Origin of the sequence: Novosphingobium kaempferiae (genome assembly GCF_021227995.1) — a bacterium.
In the GTDB taxonomy this organism is placed as follows: domain Bacteria; phylum Pseudomonadota; class Alphaproteobacteria; order Sphingomonadales; family Sphingomonadaceae; genus Novosphingobium; species Novosphingobium kaempferiae.
The window spans coordinates 2,595,571-2,614,996 of sequence record NZ_CP089301.1; the positions used below are offsets into that span (position 1 = coordinate 2,595,571).

At 67.3% G+C, this 19,426-nt stretch carries 22 protein-coding genes; 10 read left to right on the forward strand and 12 right to left on the reverse strand.

The window, feature by feature from the left end:
• Positions 1–2 precede the first annotated feature (2 nt).
• On the reverse strand, positions 3–671 hold the full coding sequence (locus tag LO787_RS11740) for a sigma-70 family RNA polymerase sigma factor (RefSeq protein WP_232496009.1): 669 nt from the start codon (positions 669–671) through the stop codon (positions 3–5).
• 437 nt (positions 672–1,108) lie between these two features.
• On the opposite strand from LO787_RS11740, the gene LO787_RS11745 reads away from it, so the two are divergent.
• Entirely contained in the window at positions 1,109–1,900 is a 792-nt protein-coding gene (locus LO787_RS11745; RefSeq protein ID WP_232496010.1) for a response regulator, read from the forward strand.
• A gap of 181 nt (positions 1,901–2,081) precedes the next feature.
• Here LO787_RS11745 and LO787_RS11750 read toward each other — a convergent pair whose 3' ends face one another.
• The 3 genes from LO787_RS11750 to LO787_RS11760 form a co-directional block, all read right to left on the reverse strand.
• Positions 2,082–2,450 (reverse strand): PilZ domain-containing protein, encoded by a 369-nt coding sequence (locus LO787_RS11750; RefSeq protein WP_232496011.1) that lies wholly within the window; start codon positions 2,448–2,450, stop codon positions 2,082–2,084.
• A 93-nt stretch (positions 2,451–2,543) separates the two neighbouring features.
• Positions 2,544–3,017, reverse strand: a complete 474-nt coding sequence (locus tag LO787_RS11755) for a hypothetical protein (RefSeq protein ID WP_232496012.1) — start codon at positions 3,015–3,017, stop codon at positions 2,544–2,546.
• A gap of 225 nt (positions 3,018–3,242) precedes the next feature.
• The gene (locus LO787_RS11760) at positions 3,243–4,922 is read right to left on the reverse strand and encodes a CHASE domain-containing protein (RefSeq protein ID WP_232496013.1); all 1,680 of its coding nucleotides are present in this window, start codon (positions 4,920–4,922) and stop codon (positions 3,243–3,245) included.
• A gap of 282 nt (positions 4,923–5,204) precedes the next feature.
• On the opposite strand from LO787_RS11760, the gene LO787_RS11765 reads away from it, so the two are divergent.
• Both LO787_RS11765 and LO787_RS11770 read left to right on the forward strand, forming a co-directional pair.
• Positions 5,205–5,393 (forward strand): NepR family anti-sigma factor, encoded by a 189-nt coding sequence (locus LO787_RS11765; protein WP_420847801.1) that lies wholly within the window; start codon positions 5,205–5,207, stop codon positions 5,391–5,393.
• Positions 5,386–5,934, forward strand: a complete 549-nt coding sequence (locus LO787_RS11770; RefSeq protein ID WP_232496015.1) for a sigma-70 family RNA polymerase sigma factor — start codon at positions 5,386–5,388, stop codon at positions 5,932–5,934. Before LO787_RS11765 ends, LO787_RS11770 begins: the two co-directional genes overlap by 8 nt.
• On the opposite strand, the gene LO787_RS11775 is transcribed toward LO787_RS11770, so the two are convergent.
• The 4 genes from LO787_RS11775 to LO787_RS11790 all read right to left on the reverse strand — a co-directional run bounded on the left by LO787_RS11775 (position 5,912) and on the right by LO787_RS11790 (position 8,757).
• Positions 5,912–7,090, reverse strand: coding sequence for an MFS transporter (locus tag LO787_RS11775; RefSeq protein WP_232496016.1), 1,179 nt, complete (start codon positions 7,088–7,090; stop codon positions 5,912–5,914). The genes LO787_RS11770 and LO787_RS11775 overlap by 23 nt on opposite strands.
• A 161-nt stretch (positions 7,091–7,251) precedes the next feature.
• Positions 7,252–7,854 carry a superoxide dismutase gene (locus LO787_RS11780; protein ID WP_232496017.1) on the reverse strand — a complete coding sequence of 201 codons (603 nt, stop codon included), beginning with the start codon at positions 7,852–7,854 and terminating at the stop codon, positions 7,252–7,254.
• 259 nt (positions 7,855–8,113) lie between these two features.
• On the reverse strand, positions 8,114–8,371 hold the full coding sequence (locus tag LO787_RS11785) for a hypothetical protein (protein ID WP_232496018.1): 258 nt from the start codon (positions 8,369–8,371) through the stop codon (positions 8,114–8,116).
• Positions 8,372–8,487: 116 nt separating this feature from the next.
• The gene (locus tag LO787_RS11790) at positions 8,488–8,757 is read right to left on the reverse strand and encodes a GlsB/YeaQ/YmgE family stress response membrane protein (protein ID WP_232496019.1); all 270 of its coding nucleotides are present in this window, start codon (positions 8,755–8,757) and stop codon (positions 8,488–8,490) included.
• A 303-nt stretch (positions 8,758–9,060) separates the two neighbouring features.
• Between LO787_RS11790 and LO787_RS11795 the strand changes: the two genes are divergently transcribed.
• The 7 genes from LO787_RS11795 (at position 9,061) to LO787_RS11825 (ending at position 15,217) form a co-directional block, all read left to right on the forward strand.
• The gene (locus tag LO787_RS11795) at positions 9,061–10,758 is read left to right on the forward strand and encodes an FAD-dependent oxidoreductase (protein WP_232496020.1); all 1,698 of its coding nucleotides are present in this window, start codon (positions 9,061–9,063) and stop codon (positions 10,756–10,758) included.
• A gap of 140 nt (positions 10,759–10,898) precedes the next feature.
• The gene (locus tag LO787_RS11800; protein WP_232496021.1) at positions 10,899–11,429 is read left to right on the forward strand and encodes an SRPBCC family protein; all 531 of its coding nucleotides are present in this window, start codon (positions 10,899–10,901) and stop codon (positions 11,427–11,429) included.
• 178 nt (positions 11,430–11,607) lie between these two features.
• Positions 11,608–12,351 carry an energy transducer TonB gene (locus tag LO787_RS11805; RefSeq protein WP_232496022.1) on the forward strand — a complete coding sequence of 248 codons (744 nt, stop codon included), beginning with the start codon at positions 11,608–11,610 and terminating at the stop codon, positions 12,349–12,351.
• Between the two features lie 108 nt (positions 12,352–12,459).
• A complete protein-coding gene (locus LO787_RS11810; RefSeq protein WP_232496023.1) occupies positions 12,460–13,347 on the forward strand; it encodes a TauD/TfdA dioxygenase family protein in 888 nt (295 codons plus the stop codon).
• A gap of 133 nt (positions 13,348–13,480) precedes the next feature.
• A complete protein-coding gene (locus LO787_RS11815) occupies positions 13,481–13,942 on the forward strand; it encodes an RrF2 family transcriptional regulator (protein ID WP_232496024.1) in 462 nt (153 codons plus the stop codon).
• A gap of 102 nt (positions 13,943–14,044) precedes the next feature.
• A complete protein-coding gene (locus tag LO787_RS11820; protein ID WP_008830176.1) occupies positions 14,045–14,221 on the forward strand; it encodes a YezD family protein in 177 nt (58 codons plus the stop codon).
• A 222-nt stretch (positions 14,222–14,443) separates the two neighbouring features.
• Positions 14,444–15,217: a sulfite exporter TauE/SafE family protein gene (locus tag LO787_RS11825; RefSeq protein ID WP_232496025.1), complete on the forward strand. Its 774-nt coding sequence runs from the start codon at positions 14,444–14,446 to the stop codon at positions 15,215–15,217.
• Positions 15,218–15,307: 90 nt separating this feature from the next.
• Here the strand turns inward: LO787_RS11825 and LO787_RS11830 are convergent, their stop codons facing one another.
• From LO787_RS11830 to LO787_RS11845, 4 genes are all read right to left on the reverse strand, one after another.
• Positions 15,308–15,802 carry a Csu type fimbrial protein gene (locus LO787_RS11830; RefSeq protein ID WP_232496026.1) on the reverse strand — a complete coding sequence of 165 codons (495 nt, stop codon included), beginning with the start codon at positions 15,800–15,802 and terminating at the stop codon, positions 15,308–15,310.
• 2 nt (positions 15,803–15,804) lie between these two features.
• Positions 15,805–18,090: a fimbria/pilus outer membrane usher protein gene (locus tag LO787_RS11835; protein ID WP_232496027.1), complete on the reverse strand. Its 2,286-nt coding sequence runs from the start codon at positions 18,088–18,090 to the stop codon at positions 15,805–15,807.
• 92 nt (positions 18,091–18,182) lie between these two features.
• Positions 18,183–18,881 (reverse strand): fimbrial biogenesis chaperone, encoded by a 699-nt coding sequence (locus LO787_RS11840; RefSeq protein WP_232496028.1) that lies wholly within the window; start codon positions 18,879–18,881, stop codon positions 18,183–18,185.
• Positions 18,881–19,411: a Csu type fimbrial protein gene (locus LO787_RS11845; protein ID WP_232496029.1), complete on the reverse strand. Its 531-nt coding sequence runs from the start codon at positions 19,409–19,411 to the stop codon at positions 18,881–18,883. The genes LO787_RS11840 and LO787_RS11845 overlap by 1 nt, the downstream gene beginning before the upstream one ends.
• Between the last annotated feature and the right edge of the window lie 15 nt (positions 19,412–19,426).

A 19,426-nucleotide genomic window follows, 5' to 3' on the forward strand; every position in this document is an offset into this window, starting at 1 on the left:
GTTCAGGCAGCCGCGCGAGCGCCGAGGTAGCCCTGGGCAGCATCGACGTTGGCGATCTTCACGAGCTCGCCGAAGAAGGCGTCGATCGCCTCGCCGGTGAGCACGAAGTTGTGGCGGAAGTCCGGAAGCTGGCCGGATTCGATGATCTTCGAGAGCATCGCGCGGGCGCGGCAGATGCGGCTCTTCACGGTGCCGAGCGCGATGCCGCAAATGTCGGCGATCTCTTCGTAGGAGAGATTGCCAGCGGCGACGAGCACCAGCGCCTCGCGGTAGGTCTCGGGAATGGCGGTCAGCGCGCGCAGCACGTCGGCCAGTTCGATGGCGCTTTCCTGGCTCGCCTCGGCGCGCAGGATGCGCTCGGCGGCGAGTTCGTCGTACTCGCCATGGAAGCGGGCGCGGCGAGCCTCGGAATAGAAGTGATTGCGCAGGATCGTGAAGGTCCACGCCTTGAAATTGGTGCCGGCGGCATAGCGGTCACGCGCCGCCCACGCGCGCAGCATGGCTTCCTGCGCCAGATCGTCGGCACGGTCGCGGCAGCCGCACAGGCCGCGGGCGAATGCACGCAGGTGCGGCGCTACCTCTGCGAGTGCGCGGCGGAAATCGCGGTCGCTCAGCGCGACCTTCTCAACGGGCTGGACCCCTTCGACGCCTGCTTCGACAACAGTCGACATTGCGTTTACCCTCCTTGGAAAACCAGTCGGATAGCTAACGGCGATGCGACGAAATTGGTTCCCGGGATCCGGCATTTTCCTGAAAAAGCTGCAAAATCGGCGATGAACCGACGTTCCTGCACGATTTTTCGAAATCCCGCCGGAACAATCGAGCCCGGAAAAAATTGAGGCCCCCGTCCACCTGTTGGTGGGCGAGGGCCTCCGGGATCGGATCACCACCGGTTTGCGGGGGGGGGTGGGGGAGCCAGTGGTGATATTGAGGGAACGTAGTGCCTGCTGGTTGGTTCCCCAAAAAGCGCCTTACCGCAAAAAATTTTCCGGTTGCCCTATACGCCGTGCGGAGTCAGACAAACGACACCGGCCTCGCGGCGCAATGGGCGCCCGCTGACGTACAACAATCGGGAAGCCGACTTCCCCTACAGGCCTGAGGAACTTGAATGTCCGTCTCTGATCAGATCGCGATCCAGCTGCCTTACCTGCGCCGTTACGCGCGCGCCCTTACCGGCTCGCAGCATTCGGGCGACGCCTATGTCCGCGCGACGCTGGAGGCCGCGCTGGCCGACCGCGACCTGCGCGACGCCATCGCCCGCAGCCGCGCCGCTCTCTATGAGGCCTTCACCCGCATCTGGTCGACCGGCCATGTCGAGGAGCCGGTGACCGACGTCGAGGGCGGCGTGCGCGAACAGGCCGCGCAGGAACGCCTCTCGGTCGTCGCGCCGACGCACCGGCAGGCCCTGCTGCTGACCACCGTCGAGGAATTCACGCGAGAGGAAACCGCGACCATCCTCGGTCTGGAGGTTGAGGAAGTCGACGTGCTCGTCGCCCAGGCCATCGCCGAGATCGAGGGCGAGAGCGCCACGCGCGTGCTCATCATCGAGGACGAACCGCTGATCTCGATGCAGCTCGAAGGTCTGGTGACCGACCTCGGCCACACCGTCGTCGGTACCGCCGCCACTCACAAGCAGGCGGTCGAGATGTTCGAGAAGAACCCGGCGGGCCTCGTCCTTGCCGACATCCAGCTCGCCGACGGCAGCTCGGGCATCGACGCGGTGGAAGACCTGCTCAAGTTCGGCGACGTGCCGGTGATCTTCATCACCGCCTACCCGGAGCGCCTGCTGACCGGCGAGCGACCCGAGCCGACCTACCTCGTCACCAAGCCGTTCCAGGAAACCACCGTGCGCGCGACGATCAGCCAGGCGCTGTTCTTCAATTCGACCAGCCACGACTGACATGAAAAGCCCGTCGTTCCTGCCGAGGGATGACGGGCAATCGAAGCACTGCGATATCGGCACCCCCTTACTTCGTCATTGCGAGCGCAGCGAAGCAATCCATGGTCGGCCCCTATGGTGGATTGGGCCGCTGGATTGCTTCGCTGCGCTCGCAATGACGATTTAAAAGTATATCGCCCGCTCAGAGCCCCTTGCGGTCCCCGCCGTCGAGCGGCGGCAGCACGCGGCCGAAGCGGTCGCGCGGGGCCTGTTCCTCGAACGGCACCACCGGCGGCACGAAGCCGAGGTGGCGTACCACCGCGTCATGGATCGGCGTGTCGAAGCGCACGCCGACACAGCGGTCCATCTGCCACACCACTTCGCCGCGCGTGGTCTCGTATTCATAGAGTTCGACGGCCACCTGACGACCGCCGACATCACGCAGGTCCGTCATCTCGAACATGCAGCCGCCCATCGACAGGTCATACAGGAACACCAGTCCCCTCACCCCGTCGACCGCGCAGGCCACTTCCTTCTCGACGATATGACGGCTCCAGTTACGCGCATCCATCGCGGTCCCTCCGTTAGAATCGGAGCGTGAATACTTCGGTGCGGCTTAAGTAATCCATAACGGAAGGCCTCCGCATATCAGGGGTGCGCGCACCTAGAAACCGAGACGCGACTTCGTTTCGGTCTTGCCCCGCATCACGGCGAAATAAAGGAGATCGTTCCGCAAACCCTTGTTGAAGGAAAGCGAGAGGCTCTCATCCTTCTTGCCCGACAGAGGATTGCCGTCCTTGTCCTTTCCATACTGCCCCCAGTATCCACGGGGAAAGCCGTTCTTGCCCGAGCCCGGAGTGACCACCGCGACGTGCCCGTGGCTCGTCTGCTTCCCCTTCTCCTTGTACTTGTTTATCATTTCGTGCGTCGCACCCACGATGACGAAATCGCCTCGATCCGCATATTCCATGGCCAGTTTGGCAGCGTAAGGCCCCGCCGGGATCGGAAGGAACGGCGAGCCCGGCGAGGGCAGCCATTGCTCTATCCACATCGTCAGAACATCGGCGGTGCCGCGCTGCTGCTGATCGAACAGATTCGTCGACGGAAGGAAGACGCCGATTTCCTGCGCAACGGCCAACACGAAACCGCTGCAGTTGTTCTTGTGGGTTTCGAAATGTGTCTCGCACGCTTTTCGCGGCGTAGGAAATAAAGAATACTCCATCCATCACCTTTCATACAGTACGTACAATACGCGCTGAAACGAACGATCACGGATAGAATATCAAATCGACAGATTCAGGAAGCCTGCAATAGCAATTTCGGTGTTTTTGGCACCATATTTCTGGGATCGAAAGCTCGCGAGCTAACGCCGCTCGTTCCGCAGCACGAACTCGCGCGAGGCGCGCACGGGCACCTTGAGGCGGCATTCGACGCCGCCCGGCTCGAAACGCAGGTCCACTTCGGACTTCAGTTCGTGCGCGACGATCTTCTCGATGAGATCGCGCCCGAAGCCGCGCTTGGTCGGCTCGGTCACCGGCGGACCGCCCTCCTCGCGCCAGTGTATCTCGGCGAGGTCGGGCGAAATCAGCGACCACTGGACGTGGATGCGCCCCTCAATGGTGCTGAGTGCGCCGTACTTGGCCGCGTTGGTCGCAAGTTCATGGATCGCGAGGCCGAGCGACATCGCGTCGTTCGGCGCGAGCTTGATCGCGGGACCGGCCATGACGACGTGGCTCTCATTGCCTTCCATGTAGGGCGCGAGTTCGGAACGCACGATGTCGCCCAGCGCCGCGTGGCCCCAGTCCGACTGCGAAAGCAGATCGTGCGTGGCCGACAGCGCGCGGATGCGGGCTGTCAGGCTCTCGGTGAAGTCGTCGATCCCGCGCGAGCGGCGGCGGGTCAACGCGGCGATAGAGAGCACGTTGGCGAGCGTGTTCTTGACGCGGTGGTTGAGTTCGCGCGTCAGCGAGTTGCGGATCGAGGCCTGGCTGGTCAGCCATTCGAGGACCACGCGGTCCTCCGCCGCGCGCTTGGTGATAAGCCGGCCGATCGCCATGACCATCAGCGAGGCGAGCGCACCGAAGAACAGCGTCAGGCGCGAGAGCGGCGAAAGCGCGTTGGCCTTGCGGTCGCCGATCTCGACGATCCACGCCTGCCCGGCGACGTCGATGCGGCGCTGGATGGTCGGACCGCCCGGCCCGTCCATCCCGCGCTGCTCGGCCAGCAGCGTCTCGGGCGCGACGTGATCGTCGTAGATGGCGATGTCGATGCTGTCGTTGCGGTAGAGTTCGCTCGCCGAAGTGAGGAACGTCTGCGCGCGGAACGGGCTGTAGACGAAGCCCTTGACCCAGCGCCGCCCACCGCGCTCGACGGTGACGGGCATGTAGATCAGGAAAGCCGCAGGCTGCTGGCCGACGCCTGGCAGGACCACGCCGTCCTGCGCCAGATGGACCACGCCGGTCGCGACCGGACGCCGTGCCGCCATCGCCTTCTGCATGGCCGCGCGGCGCACCGGCTCGGAATACATGTCGAACGCCATGGCACGCTGGTTGGGCGCGTTCTGCGGCTCAAGGTAGAAGACCGGGACGACGTATTTCTGGTCGACTGCGGGGCGCGGATTGACGGTGAAGTCCATTCGTCCGGCTTCCTGCGTCGCGAGTTCGAACTGGCCGAGCTGGTCCACCGGGATCAGCGGCGCCCAGCCCATGCCGAGCGAGCCGTAGAGCGTGCCGTCACCCTGCAGATCGCGCGAGAATTCGGCGAACTGCTCTGCGGAGACGGAGTCCTGCGTGGCGAACAGCGCGCTGCCAGCGCGCAGCAGCGCGATATTCTCGGTCGCGCGGCGCTGGAGGGCGGAGGAAATCTCGGTCAGGTTGCGCGACAGTTCGACCGCGCGCGTCTGCTTGTCCGCGCGCTCGATGGCCATCACCGAGACGGCGGTGGTCATGCTTGCGATGATGAACAGCAGGAACGGCCAGCCGCGCGGATACTTGTGGAACCACGCCTGCTTCTGCACCCGGTCGAGCAGCGCCTGGTCAATCACCCAACAAGATCCTGCAACTCCAGATTTTCCAAGTTGTGGGCATTAATGACCACAAGGCATCAGCTATGCCAGTACTTTACGGTCAGGGGAACCTTGGACAGCGCCGATTGTTCCATGACCAAACGATGTCCGCTCGGCTTGCAGACCGGACAATGCCCGTGCAGCGCAGCTCGTCAGTGGCTTTTGTGCCACCGGTGGACACACCGTTCGAAACGGCCGCGCTCCGTGCTTGACCGTACCCCGGTCTCGCCGCAAGTGTGCAGTGGTGAAAGGGAGTTCGTGTTGAGTCAGCCCAATGGACGTGGTGAACCCGGCAAGCAGACGCCGGGCCTGCCGCCTGAAATCCGGAAGGATGGCGAACCCGGCTGGGCCGGAGGGCTGAGGAAGCTCTACAACTCCGTGGTGGAAGAACCGCTGCCGGACAGCTTCAAGGATCTCCTGAAGAAGCTGGACGACGACGGCGATGCCTGACCGGATCGCGCCGAGCTCCGCCGACGAAGGTTTCCGCAAGGAACTCCTCACCGTCCTCCCCCACCTTCGCGCATTTGCCCGCGGCCTGTCCGGTCGCGCCGACTTCGCCGACGATCTCGTGCAGGAAGCCGCCATCAAGGCGTGGACCGCGCGCGAACGCTATCAGGCGGGCACCAACATGCGCGCCTGGACCTTCGCGATCCTGCGCAATCACTACCTGTCCGAACTGCGCCGCTCCAAGCGCCAGACCGACGTGGACGAAGGCGTCCTCGAAAAGATGCTGGTGATGGATGCGGACCAGGAAGGCCCGCTCCACCTCGGCGACATGGAATCCGCCTTGCAGAAGCTGGCGCCCGAGCGGCGCGAGGCGGTGTTGCTCGTCGGCGCCTCCGGCTTCAGCTATGAGGAAGCGGCGGAGATCGCGGGCTGCCCCATCGGCACCATGAAGAGCCGCGTCGCCCGTGCCCGCGCCGATCTGGCGCGGATGCTGGACGGCGATGTGGACGACGCGCTGGATATCAAGGCGCGGAAGGCGGGCTGAGTTCTTCGCGCAGCGGCGGCAGCAGCGTCAGGCACAGCACCGCGATCACCTCGAACGCCAGCGCGCCCGCCGCCAGCGGCACGGTGCCCTGCTCGATCCACGGTGATACCGCGCCTGTGCCGAGCGCCGCCGCCGCGAGGATGAACAGGATGACGAGCGCGCTGCCGCGCGCATCGTCGCCGTGGCTCGCGAGGATCGCGCGGAAGAACCCGGCGGGACCGCGCAGGCCGAGGCCGGTATTGAGCGGCACGAACAGCGCGGTGATGACCAGCGCCGACCGCCCCCCCGCCAGCGCATAGGCGAACTGCCCCGCCGCCGCCGCGAGCGCCATCCATGTGCCGAGCGCGATCACCCGCTCCGCTCCGAGCCTCGCATTGAGCATGGATGAGGAATTGGCGGCGACGATGAAGGTCGCGACGCCGCAGACCTGCATCATCATGAAGTCGCCCAGCGTGCCGCCGTGGACGCGCACGAAGACGGTCGGCATCCCGAACACGAAGACCAGCAGCCCGCCCAGCACCGCCGCCTGGCTCAGCGCATAGCGCAGGAAGACGGGGTCGCGTGCCAGCGCCGCGAAGCTGCCGCGCCCGCGTCGGCTCACCTGCGGCAGCCCGCCGGTCAGCGCCAGCAATGTCGCGACCGTGGCGGCGACGGCCGCCATGACCTCGAAGTTCAGCTCCCACCCGCCGAGCGCGAGCAGCCCCGCGCCCGCGATTGGGGCCAGCGCGGGTGCCAGCGCCTCGATGCTGCCGAGCACGCCGATGGCCCGCACCGCGCGCGTCTCGTCGAACATGGCCTTGACGATGCCCGGCGCGAAGACCGCAGGCCCCGCTGCGACGAGCCCCTGCACCGCGCGCAGGGCGATCAGCACGCCGATGCTCGTCACCAGCGAGCAGGCGAGCGACAGCAGCGCCGTCGCCAGAAGCGAACCGATCACCAGCCGCGAGGTCGCCACCTTGTCGCCCAGCGCCCCGAAGCCGAGCAGCCCGATGCACGATCCGCCGACATAGGCCGCGAGCACGAGCTGCGCATGCGCGGGCTCCCCGCCCAGCGCCTCGGGCAGCCGGGGCACGGCAGGCAGCACCAGGTCGGTGCCCATCAGGCCGACGATGGTTCCGCCCACCACCAGCCCCAGCGTGATCCACGCGCGATTCACGGAAATGATCCCCCCTTGTTGCGGCACGGGTTGTCGCAGGGGGAGGTTGATGGGGCAAGCATGGTATGCCGAACGGGTATCGGCACAATGCAGCGGGCAAAACAAAACCCCCGCTTCCCTTGCCGGAAACGGGGGCTTCGTAGCCTCAGCTGAGACCTGGCTTACGCCGGATAGGTCCAGGCAGTGCCGCGGTCGAAGTTGTCCGAGGCGAACTTCCAGTTGAGGATGTTCTCCAGGACCGCCTTCACGTAGGCCGGGCGCTTGTTCATCTGGTCGATGTAGTAGGCGTGCTCCCACACATCGACGGTGAGCAGCGGCACGACGTCCTTGACGAGCGCGCTGTCGGCGTCGTGGGTCGAGATCACCTTGAGCTTGCCACCGTCGACGACGAGCCAGGCCCAGCCGTTCGAGAAGTGGTTGATCGCCTCGTTCGAGAGCGCTTCGAGCAGCGCGTCGAGCGAACCGAAGTCGGCGGTGATGGCAGCGGCGAGGCTTTCGCTCGGCGCGGTCTTTTCCGGCGACAGCGAGTGCCAGTAGAAGCCGTGGTTCCAGGTCTGGGCCGAGTTGTTGAACAGCGGGCCCGAAGCCGACTTCGCGATATCCTCGACCGACTTGCCCTCGTTCTCGGTGCCGGCGATGGCGGCGTTCAGCTTGTCGACGTAGGTCTTGTGGTGGGCGCCGTGGTGGATTTCCAGCGTCTTGCTCGAGATGTGGGGTTCGAGCGCGTCCTGCGCGTAGGGCAGCGGCATCAGGGCAATGGTCATGGTCATGTCCTTTTAAGGTTATCGAAGCTGGGCTGCACCCCCGGCGAGGACCGGGGCATAGAGAGGTCGCGGCCTATGTCTGACGTAAGGCTCACAAATTCAAGCGCGCATTGGCGCGGTTTTCGATTTCTCATGCGAAAAAGGATGGCGGGGTTGCCGCCATCCTCTCCCGTGGTCGCCGCCCGCCCTGCAAGGGGTGGAAGCAGGCGTCGGCGATCCAACCTCGCCGGCCGTGTCATCCGGCCGTTCGATGGTCGTATCAGTTCTGCTTCTTGGCCGCTTCGTCAAGCGCATCGGCCTTGGCCTCGCCTGCCTTCTCGACCGCATCCGCCTTCTTTTCGAGCGCGTCCTCGGCAGCGCCAGTGGTGGCGTCGGCCTGGGCGTCGATAGCATCGGCCGCCGCGTCGGACTGCGCCTCGACAGCATCCGCGGCCTGCTCGGTCGCTTCCTGCTGCGGGCTGCTGCAAGCGGCAAGACCCAGAGCGGCAGCACTTGCGGCGATCATGATGGCTTTCATGGCGAGAAATCCTTTTCCCTGTTTATGGTTGTCGTGGCGCTTTTTGGATCAAGCGAAGGGGAGGCTGCGCCGACCTCCCCCCGAGGGCCCGTTGCCGGACCCCGGCCGCGCGGCTCTTAACGAACCGAACCGCGACGGAAGAGGTTGACGATCGCCAGCAGGATCACCGCGCCGAGGAACGAGGCGAACAGCGACAGGATGTCGAACGAACCGCTGGTGATCGGCGCACCGCCGATGAGCGGGGTGACGATGAAGCCGGCGATCACCGCGCCGACCACGCCGACGACGATGTTGAGGAAGATACCCTGCTGGGCGTCGGTGCGCATCAGGATGGAAGCGAGCCAGCCGATGATGCCACCGACCAGAAGGATAAGAAGGAGGGTCATGGGTCGATCTCCAGATTGGGTTGTCTGACCGTAATAACTTTCGCTTTCGTCCATGGTTCCGCAACATTGCGCACGTCCTGCCGCAGATGGCGCAGAAAAAAGCGCCGTTCCGGGGGTGATGCCCCCTTGGGAGACGATTGAAACTTATCGGGTGCTTAAAATACGCTTTACATCGCAGGCGCGCATTTCAATGCCACGAATCCTGATAATTGTTGAAACGGTCAAGGTGCCTAATTACACATTCCGTAACGAGGCGATTCCCGGCGCAGACCGACGGACGCCCATCGGGAAGAGGACAGAACCATGCTCGACAACGTGCCTGCGCATTGGGATATCGAGACGGATTTTATTGCGGTCGGCTCCGGAATAGCCGGTCTTTCCGCCGCGATCACCGCGCGCGAGCAGGGGCTGGAGGCGGTCGTGCTGGAAAAGGCCGATCAGGTCGGCGGCGTCACTGCCCTGTCAATGGGCGAGGTCTGGGTGGCGGGCAACCACCACGCCGCCGACCTCGGCATAGAGGACAGCGCCGAAAGCGGGTTCCGCTATCTCCAGCGCCTGTCGATGGGCTACGGCTCCGACCTCGCGGTGCTCAACAAGGTCGTCCATGCGCGCGCGGCGCTGCGGTATTTCGAGGACCGCATCGGCCTTCGCATGGAAGTGATCCGCGACTGCCCGGACTACTACTACGGCCACAGCAACGATTCCGTCGCCGAGGGGCGGATGCTGGAAGTGGTGCCCTTCCCCGCGCAGCAACTGGGCGAATGGCGGGAGAAGACGCGCGTCTCTCCGCAGATGCCCTATGGCCTGACGCATCACGACATGTTCCAGGCGGGCGGCACTGCCAACATCGTGAAGTGGGACTTCGCCCGCATGGCGCAGCGCCTGACCGACGACGAGCGCTGCCTCGGCCCCGGCCTTGCCGCCTACTTCGTGAAGGGCGCGCTCGATCGCGAGGTGACGCTGATGACCGGGACCGGGGTGGAGGAACTCATCGCCGACGGCACCCGCGTCGTCGGCGTGCGCGCGGTGCAGGACGGGCGCGAGGTCTTCGTGAAGGCGCGCAAGGGCGTGCTCGTCGCCGTGTCCAGCTACGAGCGCAACCAGGACTACAACCGCACCCTCAGCCAGCAGCTTGAACTGGGCTCGATGGTCTTCGCGACGGTGGACGGATCGAACTTCCGCCTCACCGGGCCGCTCGGCGCGCGGATCGCGCGGGTGCCGGACATCACCTCGCTCGGCTTCACAATCCCCGGCATGGAGGGCGAGGACGGCCGCCCCTTGTGGAACAGCGCGCTGCCGGTGATCGGCCAGCCGCACACCATCGTCGTCAACCGCGCGGGCAAACGCTTCGGCAACGAGGCGTTCTACCGCAGCTTCTACTACACCATCGATCACATCGACGGATCGAACCAGACGCACCCCAACTTCCCGTGCTGGGCCGTGATCGACAGCCAGGTCCGCGAAAAGTACCCGTTCGGCTCGATCATGCCCGGCTCCGACTGGCCCGAGGGACTGGGCGAGCAGGCCGACACGATCCGCGAACTCGCGCTGAAGATCGGCGTCGATGCGGACGGTCTGGAAGCGACCGTCGCCCGCTTCAACGCCGATGCCGCCAAGGGCGTCGATCCCGAGTTCGGACGCGGTACCCATCCGTGGAGCACATGGATGTGCGGCGATCCGTTCCACCAGCCCTGCCCGGTGCTCGGCCCGCTGGAGAAGGGGCCGTTCTATGCCGTCCGGCTGGAGCGCATGGGCGGCACCGCCATCGCCTCCTCCGGCATCCTCACCGACATGCACGGGCAGGCGCTCGACTGGAACGACGAGGCCATCCCCGGCCTCTACGTCGCGGGCAATTCGCAGGCGCGGATGGAGACCGGGGCGGTCATGCAATCGGGCATCTCGAACGCGCGCGGCATGACTTACGGCTGGCTTGCGGCGCAGCACGCGGCGGGGCGGCCGAGCGAACTGCTCGCGCGCGAGGCGGAGCGGATGGGGCTGTAGAACACGATATCATGGTTGGAGCTACCCATTCGTCATTGCGAGCGCAGCGAAGCAATCCAGCGGCGTGGGCCGTCCGTGGATTGCTTCGCTGCGCTCGCAATGACGAACTGGGGTTTGTGATCCCGCACTAGGAACAGCAGATGATCGAGACCAGCCAGACCGTCACCGTCGCCGCACCGCTGGAGGCGACATGGGACTATGCCTGCGCCGTGGAACGCTGGGCCGAGATCATGCCCGGCTACCAGTCCTGCGAGATCGCCGATGCCGACAACTCGCTCTGGGTGCTCAAGATCGGCGTCGGCGGGCTGGTGCGCACGGTCAGGGTCGCCGTCCATGTCGAGCGCTGGGCCGGACCGCAGGAAGTGGACTTCGCCTTTCGTCTGCAGGGTGATCCGGTGGAAGGCTCAGGCTCCTACCGCGCGAAAGCCTCGGACGGCGGCACCGACGTCACGCTGGCGGTGCAGGTGCGCGGTTCCGGCCCGATGGCGCCGATGTGGGAGGCGATGGGCGGCCCCGTCCTCCCCCGCTTCGCGCGCGGCTTCGCGGAGGAGCTGAAGGCGCGGATCGAGGCGCAGGCCGGTGGGGTAGCGCCGAAACCGGTGCCTGCGCCCTCGCTGATCGAGCGTGTCATCGCGTGGTTCCGAAGGTTCTTCGCTCCGTCCCAGACCTGAACCCCATCCCCGTCGGCCCTGCGCAGGCAGGGGCCCATCAGGTCTATTACCCAGACACCTTGCTCGCCGTGAGGCGGCGAGCTTGGGATGGGCCCCTGCCTGCGCAGGGCCGAAGGGAGGGGCCAAGCGCAACCAACCGCGCCCCTATCGGGTTCTCCCCCGTAAGGAGGCGCGAAGAGTGTACACGTCCGCCCGCGACCGCGTGCTGTCGGCGCTCGCCTCGCTGCTGATCGTGGCGGGCGGAGTGGCGGCGATGATCGCGGGTCTCGCCGCGCAGATGACGCCGAAGGAGCGGCGCGACACCCTCGCCGCGATCATCCCGCTGCGCGACGAGCCGGAGAAGCCGAAACCGAAAGAAATACCGGCCAGGGCGGACTCCACTGCCGCCAAGGGCCGCCCCTCACCGCCCAACCTGCGCAACAAGGCAACGCAGATCGTCGCCCCGCCACCCCGGCTGCCGCCGCTGATCGTGCCGCCTCCCGTCATCACCGCACCCAGGGCCAATGTCGGATCGGCTGCGCAGAGCGGCGCGTCCGACCGCCTCGGACCCGGACAGGGCGCGGGCGGCATCGGCGATGGAGACGGCGGCGGGGGTGATGGCGACGGTGACGGCGAAGGCGATGCCCTCACCCGACCGAAGCAGATCCGGGGCCGCCTCCACTTCTCCGACCTGCCGCCCGACTTGCGCGAGGCCAAGACCGGCGGCGAACTCCGCCTGCGCTACCGCATCGGCATCGACGGCCGGGTGAGCGACTGCCGCATCATGGTCTCCAGCGGCCGCCCGGAACTCGACGCGACGACGTGCCGCCTCATCACCGAACGGTTCCGCTTCAAGCCCTCGAAGAATGCGCGCGGGGAGCCGGTGGCGTCGATCATGATCGAGACGCACGGGTGGTATTTCCCGCCGGACGAAGTCCAGTAGCCCCATCGGCAGGGCGCTCCATTTCCCCATGGACAACCCACTCCACCTCCCGCACATTGTACACCTGTACAGCATCCCGCAACGGGAGCACCGGAGAGGAGACCAGCCGTGACCATCAGCGTCGAACCCGTGAAGCCGCATATCGGCGGCATCGTCCATGTCTCGCCCGACCACCTGCTCGACGACGAGACGATCGAGACCGTGCGCCGCGAGCTGGAAACGCGCGGAGTTCTGGTGTTCCCGCAGATCAATGTATCCGACCAGTTGCAGCTCGCCTTCACCGACCGGCTGGGCGAGCGGGTGAACTTTACGCGGCAGGTGCCGGGATCGGATGCCGACACGCCCGACGTCTACAAGATCACGCTCGACCGCAAGCTGAACTCGGAGCCGGACTACGTGCTGGGCACCTTCTTCTGGCACATCGACGGGATCACTATCGACCAGCCGCTGCCAAAGGCGACGGTGCTGTCGGCGCGCAAGCTGTCGGCCAGCGGCGGCGCGACCGAGTTCGCCAACCTCTACGCCGCGTGGGATCTGCTGCCCGAGGACGAGAAGCGCGAGTACGAGGGGCTGACCGTGATCCACTGCGTCGAGGCCGCCGTGCGCCCGGTCCACGGCCACCCGAGCGAGGAACGCCGCGCCCGCTACAAGGCGATGGCGGCGGTCATGGAGCAGCCGCTGGTCTGGACGCACGAGGACGGGCGCAAGTCGCTGCTGCTCGGCACCCATGGCGACGGGATCGTGGGAATGCCGGGGCCGCACGGGCGCGCGCTGCTCACCCGGTTGCAGCAATGGGCGGCCCAGCCCGACCTCGTCTACACCCACAAGTGGCGGGAGGGCGACCTCGTCATCTGGAACAACCAGGGCCTGATGCACCGCGTTGTCCCCTACACCGACGAGGGTCGCGTCATGCATCGCACGACCATCGCCGGAAAGGAGCGCCCCGGCGTGCCCGCCGATCCCGCCCACATCGAGCGCATCTACCAGACCGCCTGAAACAATTTGCAGGACGGGCGCGTTGCTTGCGGTAATCCACCGCCACGCGCCCGTCGCACGGGCGGAGCGGGTTGACGCCCATGCGTCAAAGGAGCCAAGTGAACCCTTCGAAGTCCTTGCGAGAATTGCGCCGATGCTTTCGCAGAAAACACGCTATGCGATCCGGGCCATGCAGCACCTCGCGGACAAGTACGGCCAAGGACCGATCCCGCTGACCGACATCGCCGAGACGCAGAACATCCCGGCCAAGTTCCTCACCGTTATCCTGTCCGAGCTGTCGCGCTACGGCATCGTCGCCTCGCAGCGGGGCAAAGACGGCGGCTACTGGCTGGGCGTGCCGCCGATCGACATCACCTATGGCGACCTCATCCGGGTGATGCGCGGGTCGCTGGCGCTAGTGCCCTGCGCCAGCCGTTTCGCGCACGAAACCTGCAAGAACTGCGTCGAGGAAAAGGACTGCCGCACCCGCGCGCTGATGCTGCAGGTCCGCGATGCGACGGCCAACCTGCTCGACGGGATGCGCCTTTCCGACAGGATCGATCCGGTTCCCGCCGCCGAAGGGCTGGAGGCGGTCGAGGACGTGGAGGTAGGCTGAACTTTCGGGCCTGAAAGCAAAGCTACTCTATCACCCCCATTGTCAACTTTTACGATAGAGAATACCACCCTCGCATCCGCCCCGCTCTGAGAGGAGAAGCGCATGCGAATTGCCAAGCCCGCCGACGCGACCGCCACCGAGCATCCGCTGCTCAACGAAGGCGTCCAGCACGTCATAGAGGCGCTCCAGCGCCTGCGTTTCGGCGTGATCCAGCTCACCGTCCACGACGGCAAGCTGATGCAGGTTGACGTGACGGAGCGTCGCCGCTTCAATCACTGAGGGTGTACTGAACTGCACCTAAACCGCATTGACGGCGACAGAACGGAACCGCTGCGACACCGGTCCACCGGACAGTCCCACCGGAACGAGCCCATCGGCGCCCGCCCCGTTCCGTTCGCCGAAACCGACCGCGCGGTTCCCATCCGCGCGGCAATCGCCTAGCCCTGTCGTCCGGGCTGCCAAGGCGCTGACTGATCCAACCCCGCCCCGGGAGGAGTACGAATGCTCGATTCGCTGCCGACACTGGCCGAAATCGCCCCCTTCATTGCCATCGGTTTCGCAGCGCAGATCGTCGACGGTGCTCTTGGCATGGCCTTCGGGGTCATCACGCAGACGCTGCTGGTGAGCGTGGTGGGCGTCGCGCCCGCCGCCGCTTCGGCGAGCGTCCATCTGGTCGAGCTGTTCACCACCGGGACTTCGGGCATCAGCCATATCCTGCATCGCAACGTGCAGTGGGGGCTGTTCCTGCGGCTGGTTCCGGCCGGGATCGTCGGCGGCGTCTCGGGGGCGTACCTGCTCTCCAGCATCGACGCCTCGGTCGCGCGGCCCTATGTCATGATCTACCTCACCGGCATCGGCATCTACCTGATGTTCCGCGCCATCCGCATGCGCAAGCCGAGCTTCGCCGACCCCAAGTACACCGCGCCGCTGGCGCTGGCGGGCGGCTTCCTCGATGCGGCGGGCGGCGGTGGCTGGGGTCCGGTGGTGACGTCCAACCTGCTGGTGCAGGGCGGCGAGCCGGCCAAGACCATCGGCACCGTCAACACCGCCGAGTTCCTGCTGACGACCTCGATCTCGATCGCGTTCATCTCCACCATCGGGCTTTCGGCCTTCACCGTGGCGACCGTGGGCCTCATCATCGGCGGCGTCATCGCGGCGCCGTTCGGCGCGCTCTTCGCCAAGCGCATCAAGCCGCGCACCCTGCTGGCCGCCGTCTCGGTGGTGCTGATCGCGACGAGCGTGTTCAGCATCTGGAAGGCCTGGCCGATCTTCTGATCTCATCATTGCGAGCGCAGCGAAGCAATCAGACGCCTGGCGCAACGCGCTGGATTGCTTCGCTTCGCTCGCAATGACGGAGGGAGGATGTCAAAACGTGAACGTCACCACCACCGAGTCCGCATAAGGCCCGGTCTTCGCATATTGCCCCGCCGGTATCCGGCCATAGGCGGTCTTCGAGACGTTCCAGTTCAGCAGGTTCGCGATCGACATCGTCTGCGACGAGCCGCCGTTGGCCCCGTTGCCCCAGACCGTCGCGTGGCCTGCGTCCTGATAGATGTTGTAGTTCAGCCGCGCCGCGCCGTTGGCCATCTGCCGCGCCGCCGCATCGCCCGAGGTACCCGCGCTCAGCGCGAGGTCGACCGAGGCGTTCATCGGCACGCTCACCGAGACACACGTCGCGCTGACCGTGGCGGTGGCCGTCGTCGGCGAGGACGCGGCGGGGTTGTACGTCCCGAAGCTCAGGCTGGTGGTCGAGACCGAGCAGATGCACACCAGGCAGCCCGCCGCCTCCGCCGTCGCCACGGGCATGGCGGCCCCGGCGATCCCGCAGAGCACGGAAATGCAGCGAAGGGCGCAGTTCATGGTCATGTCCTCTCGTTCTCCCGCACGCAGGTGACCGGCGTGGCGGAAAGCCGCGCCGCGTCCGAAGGCACGGGGATGCGCGCCCGGCACACCCCGTCCGGCCCGACCACGCGCAGCATCCCGCCGCCGACATGGCCCTCCAGCCAGACGTCGCCATCGTGGCCGACGACGCCGGTGCCGCCCGGCCAGGCGACGCTCGATCCGGTCGGGAGCGCGGCCCCGCGCGTATCGAGCACCCGCAGCCGCACGCCCTGCCCGCCCGCCGTGCCGAAGCGCACGCGCACCGCCTGCCGCCAGCCCGGCGCGATGACCTGCTGGGCGGTATCGAGATCGTCGGCGATGGGCACTTCGGCGGCGTCGATGCCGATGTGGTTCTCCGCATAAGGCAGCAGCCCGGTGACGACGACGCGGCGGCCCTCCCCGGCCTTGCGCGGGCGCGGGCGGTTCTCGACCGTGACGGTGACGGGCGCGTCGCTCGCCACGTCGACCAGCGCGAAACCCTCGTCGATGTGCTGCCCGGCGACGAGGGTGCCGTCCACCCGCAGCAGCGCGCCGCGCGCGTTGACTTGCGCGCCCTGCTGCCCGCGCCGCTGCGCCGCGTCGATACGGATGTCGCCCGCGCCGGTACGGTAGGAGACGCCGCCCTCCAGCCACGCCGCGCCGCGCTCGCGCCCGGCCAGCGCGCGCAGGCCGAAGCCGCTGCCGTCGGGCAGATTCTGGTTGAACGTCGCCGCCGCGCGGCCCGGCTCGGCGACGACCGAGACCTGCCGGCGCGCGCCCAGCGGGATCGTCAGCGATCCGAACAGCCCGAGGTCCCGCGTCCTGCCGTCGTGGCGGCCATCGTCCCGGCCCCCGCGCCGTGCGCTGTACTGGACCCCGACCGAGAGATAGCCGCCCGCAAGATTGGTCGCGTAATAGGCTGAGGCGAGGTCGAACCGGTTCGGCACGTCGCCGCCGATGCCCTGGCTCAGCCGCGCGTAACTGGCGTTGAGGCTGCCGATGCGCCCCAGCGACAGTCCGCCCGCGACCGTCAGCTCGCGCCGCCCGCCCCCGTTGCGGCGCCCCTCGCCGACCTGCCGGAACTGCGCGTCGGCGCTCTCGTAGCTGGCGGTCAGCGTGTAGACCGGGGTGATGCGCTGCACCTGAGCGCGTACCAGCGTGCCGGTGCCCGCCATGCCCTGCGACACCGCGCCGCCGAGCGAGACTTCGCCCAGGGTGCCGATCACCATCGCCCCGCCGAGCCCCGCCATGCGCGTGCGCCCGCTCGCCTCGAAGCGGCCTTCCAGCGTCAGCCTGTCCGTCATGCCCCGGCGCAGGCCCACGGCGGCGAACATCGGACCGTAGGAGAAGCTGTCGAACCCGAAGTCACGCCGCAGCGCCCCCGCCTCCACCGCGAATTCGGACAGGCCGGGGCGCAGCAGGCGCGGGCTGGCGTAGAAGTTGCGCGTCACCTGCCGGGTGTTGCCCGCAAGGTCGCGCACGCTCATCGTCACCTGCCCGGCCCCGGTCAGGCGCGGCTGGAGCGTGAGGTCGAAGCTGCCCGGCCCGACCTGCGTCGTCTGGCGCGAGGACTGCGCCATCAGTTCGACCGTCGATGCCGTCAGCGCGCTGCCCGAGATCACCGGCAGCGGGAACGTGATGCTCTGCGGGTCGAGCGAGAAATCGGTGCCGAGGAACAGGCCGCCGTAGCGTACCGGGCGGCTCCACGGCGCGCCCGCGCCCACGGTGTCGCCGACGACCAGCCGCATCCGCCGGTCGGGAAAGTCGCGCCGCAAGGCAGTGTCCAGCCGCACCACGCCGCGCCGGTCGGTATCGACCAGCAGCCCGGTATCGACGACGCCCCAGCCGTCGGAGAACCCGGCATTGACCAGCCCCGCCAGCCGCGTCCGCCCGTTCCAGTCGCTCAGCGTCATGTCGTAGTCGAGGAACTGCGCGGCGACGGCCTGCGCCAGCGGCACCACATGGCGGCCGGGATCGAGCGTGTAGCGCGGGAACAGCCCGGCCTCCGCCTCCACCAGCAGCGTCGATCCATCGGCATCGAGCTTTGCGACGAGGCCCTTCACCCGGTCGAGCGCGACGTAGCTTTCCCCGCCCAGCGTCTCTGCGGCGGTCATCGAACGGGTGACGAGGCCCCAGCTCTCCATGTCGCTGCGGCGGGCGAGCAGGCGTCCGGCGCGCTCCACCACCAGCCCCGGCTCGGCGACGGGCTGGCCGTTGAGGACCACGCCGACCGGCCGTGGCGTGACCTGTGCGGCCTCCTGCGCGCGCACCGTCTCAGCCTGCTGCACGAGGACGACGACAAGGACGACGACAGGGACAAGGGCAAGCCAAAGGGCCGCTGCAAGACGGCGGAACGACGGCATCGCGCGCGGCCATCAGGTCACGGCGTCGCGAGGGGGACGTCGAACTCGCCCTCCTCGGCGCGCACGCGGATGGAGGAAAGGCCCTGCGGCAGGCTGCCCGTGGGCACTACCTGCGCGCCGCCCGCCAGCAGGTAGAAGCTGCGGTCGAGCGTGACCGCCTTGCCCGCCGCATCCTGCAGCGTTACGGCGAGCACGCGGGCATGGCCGGTCCCGGCATTGGCGATGCGCAGCCCCCCTCCCGCGACGGAGGCGGTGAAGGCGGGCGCGGCCCGGTCGTCTGCGCGGAACACGGGAACGGACAGGCGCAGTAGCGTCTGCACGACGCCGGGCTGCGCCTGCGTGGCATCGGGCAGTTCGTCGACGATCAGCCGCCATTGCTGCTCCGTCGGCGCGCCGTCGTCGGCGGGCAGGCTGCACCGCACCAGCCTGCTGGCGTGCGGCGCGATGGTGGCGATCGGCGGGTTGACGACGAAGCCCTCGTCCGGGGTGAGGATATCCGCGCCGCCCTCGTCCCGGCTCCATGCGAAGCCGCGCACCTGCACCGTCACCGGGCGGTCGCCGTCGTTGCCCACGGTCAGCGAGCAGAAGCGCCGCCCCTCGGGCACGCCGACGCGCACCGGCATGACGCTCAGCGATCCCGCGCGCGCCGGAAGGGTCGAGCCTCCCCACGCGGCGGCGAGCGCGAGCGCCAGCACCGATGCGCGCAGCGGGCGCATCAGTACGTGACCGTCACCGTGACCGAATCGGTATAGGCGCCCGCCGTGGTGTTCTGGCTGCCGGGGATGCGCCCGTAGACGGTGAGCGTCGCCGCCGCGGTCCCGGCGGTGCCGGGGACGGTGTCGGTGTTGACGGTGTTGCCCCAGTTCGTCGAGCGCGCCGCGTCCTGATAGAGCGCGTAGTTCAGCGTCTTGCCCGAGGCGTTGAGCTTGCGCACGGTCGTCGTGCCGCCGCTGGTGGTCCCCGCGTTGAGGCCGACGTTATAAGTGGTGCCCTGCGTGCAGGTGACGTTGACGGTCGTGCTCGCATCGACGTTGGCCGAAGACGTCGGGTTGTAGTTGCCGAAGGCGAGCGGGCTGGCGGCGACGACGCAGGCCGACTGCACGGTCACGGTCACGGCGATGGTGTCGGTCACCGTCGCGGCGGTCGCGGCCTGGGGCGCAAGGAGGAAACCTGCCGCAAGGACTGCTCCTGCGGCAAGCGGACGAAGGCGGGCGCGAAGGCCGCGGGCATGGTGAACGTTGCTCATGGCGGACGTTTACCA

What these genes read in the sequence shown, in the direction of transcription:
- LO787_RS11740 (WP_232496009.1), bottom strand. Translation starts at nt 671, where the DNA reads ATGTCGACTGTTGTCGAAGCAGGCGTCGAAGGGGTCCAGCCCGTTGAG.
- LO787_RS11745 (WP_232496010.1), top strand. Translation starts at nt 1,109, where the DNA reads ATGTCCGTCTCTGATCAGATCGCGATCCAGCTGCCTTACCTGCGCCGT.
- LO787_RS11750 (WP_232496011.1), bottom strand. Translation starts at nt 2,450, where the DNA reads ATGGATGCGCGTAACTGGAGCCGTCATATCGTCGAGAAGGAAGTGGCC.
- LO787_RS11770 (WP_232496015.1), top strand. Translation starts at nt 5,386, where the DNA reads ATGCCTGACCGGATCGCGCCGAGCTCCGCCGACGAAGGTTTCCGCAAG.
- LO787_RS11780 (WP_232496017.1), bottom strand. Translation starts at nt 7,854, where the DNA reads ATGACCATTGCCCTGATGCCGCTGCCCTACGCGCAGGACGCGCTCGAA.
- LO787_RS11785 (WP_232496018.1), bottom strand. Translation starts at nt 8,371, where the DNA reads ATGAAAGCCATCATGATCGCCGCAAGTGCTGCCGCTCTGGGTCTTGCC.
- LO787_RS11790 (WP_232496019.1), bottom strand. Translation starts at nt 8,757, where the DNA reads ATGACCCTCCTTCTTATCCTTCTGGTCGGTGGCATCATCGGCTGGCTC.
- LO787_RS11795 (WP_232496020.1), top strand. Translation starts at nt 9,061, where the DNA reads ATGCTCGACAACGTGCCTGCGCATTGGGATATCGAGACGGATTTTATT.
- LO787_RS11800 (WP_232496021.1), top strand. Translation starts at nt 10,899, where the DNA reads ATGATCGAGACCAGCCAGACCGTCACCGTCGCCGCACCGCTGGAGGCG.
- LO787_RS11815 (WP_232496024.1), top strand. Translation starts at nt 13,481, where the DNA reads ATGCTTTCGCAGAAAACACGCTATGCGATCCGGGCCATGCAGCACCTC.
- LO787_RS11820 (WP_008830176.1), top strand. Translation starts at nt 14,045, where the DNA reads ATGCGAATTGCCAAGCCCGCCGACGCGACCGCCACCGAGCATCCGCTG.
- LO787_RS11825 (WP_232496025.1), top strand. Translation starts at nt 14,444, where the DNA reads ATGCTCGATTCGCTGCCGACACTGGCCGAAATCGCCCCCTTCATTGCC.
- LO787_RS11830 (WP_232496026.1), bottom strand. Translation starts at nt 15,802, where the DNA reads ATGAACTGCGCCCTTCGCTGCATTTCCGTGCTCTGCGGGATCGCCGGG.
- LO787_RS11840 (WP_232496028.1), bottom strand. Translation starts at nt 18,881, where the DNA reads ATGCGCCCGCTGCGCGCATCGGTGCTGGCGCTCGCGCTCGCCGCCGCG.
- LO787_RS11845 (WP_232496029.1), bottom strand. Translation starts at nt 19,411, where the DNA reads ATGAGCAACGTTCACCATGCCCGCGGCCTTCGCGCCCGCCTTCGTCCG.